Source organism: Oleiphilus sp. HI0043 (assembly GCF_001634935.1).
The window spans coordinates 1-750 of sequence record NZ_LWEY01000009.1 but is presented as its reverse complement, the minus strand read 5'-3'; the positions used below and the strand labels follow the sequence as shown (position 1 = coordinate 750).

The window sequence follows — 750 nt, the reverse complement described above, 5'->3', positions numbered from 1 at the left end:
ACGGGATATAATTCTAATCAATTGGCGAGCCAACTTCGGGTGAATGTCATCAGACATGCCCTCCATACTAAATAAATAGTTTAATGCTCGAAGACTTGGCAAACTGGAAAGCTGGTCAAGCAGGAATTCAAATGCTTCATCCTTACGCCCCTGAGCTTCCATTGAAGCAACGACTGCCAACATCACTGGCATCTGCCCTGTATCTTCGTAAAGGTTTTTAAGATACGCCTGATGCTGATCAAAAGATTCTGTCTTGACGGTGCACTCTAACAAAAGAGGCAAAGCTAAAATGATGTCTTCAGGAGCTATTTCTGCAACTTGCTTTAAGAAACGAATAGCTTCTCCATACCTCTCATCCTGTTGAGCAAGCGCAGCCTGTCCAAGCAAAGCCCTGACACACAATTTATTAACTCCCAAAGCCTGCTTAAATAAATTGATTGCTTCCCTTTGCTGGTTACTTTTTAGCTTTTCCTCAGCAAGCTCACAATAGTACTGAGACAGTCGAATCTTTATTTCGGGATGACGCCTTAAATCAATCTCTTTAGCAATGACCAATGCGCCTGACCAGTCTTTTTCACGCTCACAGATATCAAGTAATAAAACCTGACTACGATAGGAGTATCTTTTAGATTGTGTTAATTGTAACAATAAAGACTCTGCTCTATCGAAAAGGCCTGCAGCTTTATAGTCTTTTGCTAGCTCAAATATCACAGCATCACTGGCTTCATTTGAGATTTCTGGGTGAGCCAT

At 41.5% G+C, this 750-nt stretch carries 1 protein-coding gene; it reads right to left on the bottom strand.

The genetic code is table 11. From position 1 onward, the window contains the following. Positions 1 to 750, bottom strand: a 750-nt coding sequence (locus A3729_RS00690; protein ID WP_156497546.1) for a tetratricopeptide repeat protein, incomplete at both ends; no start/stop codon positions are given.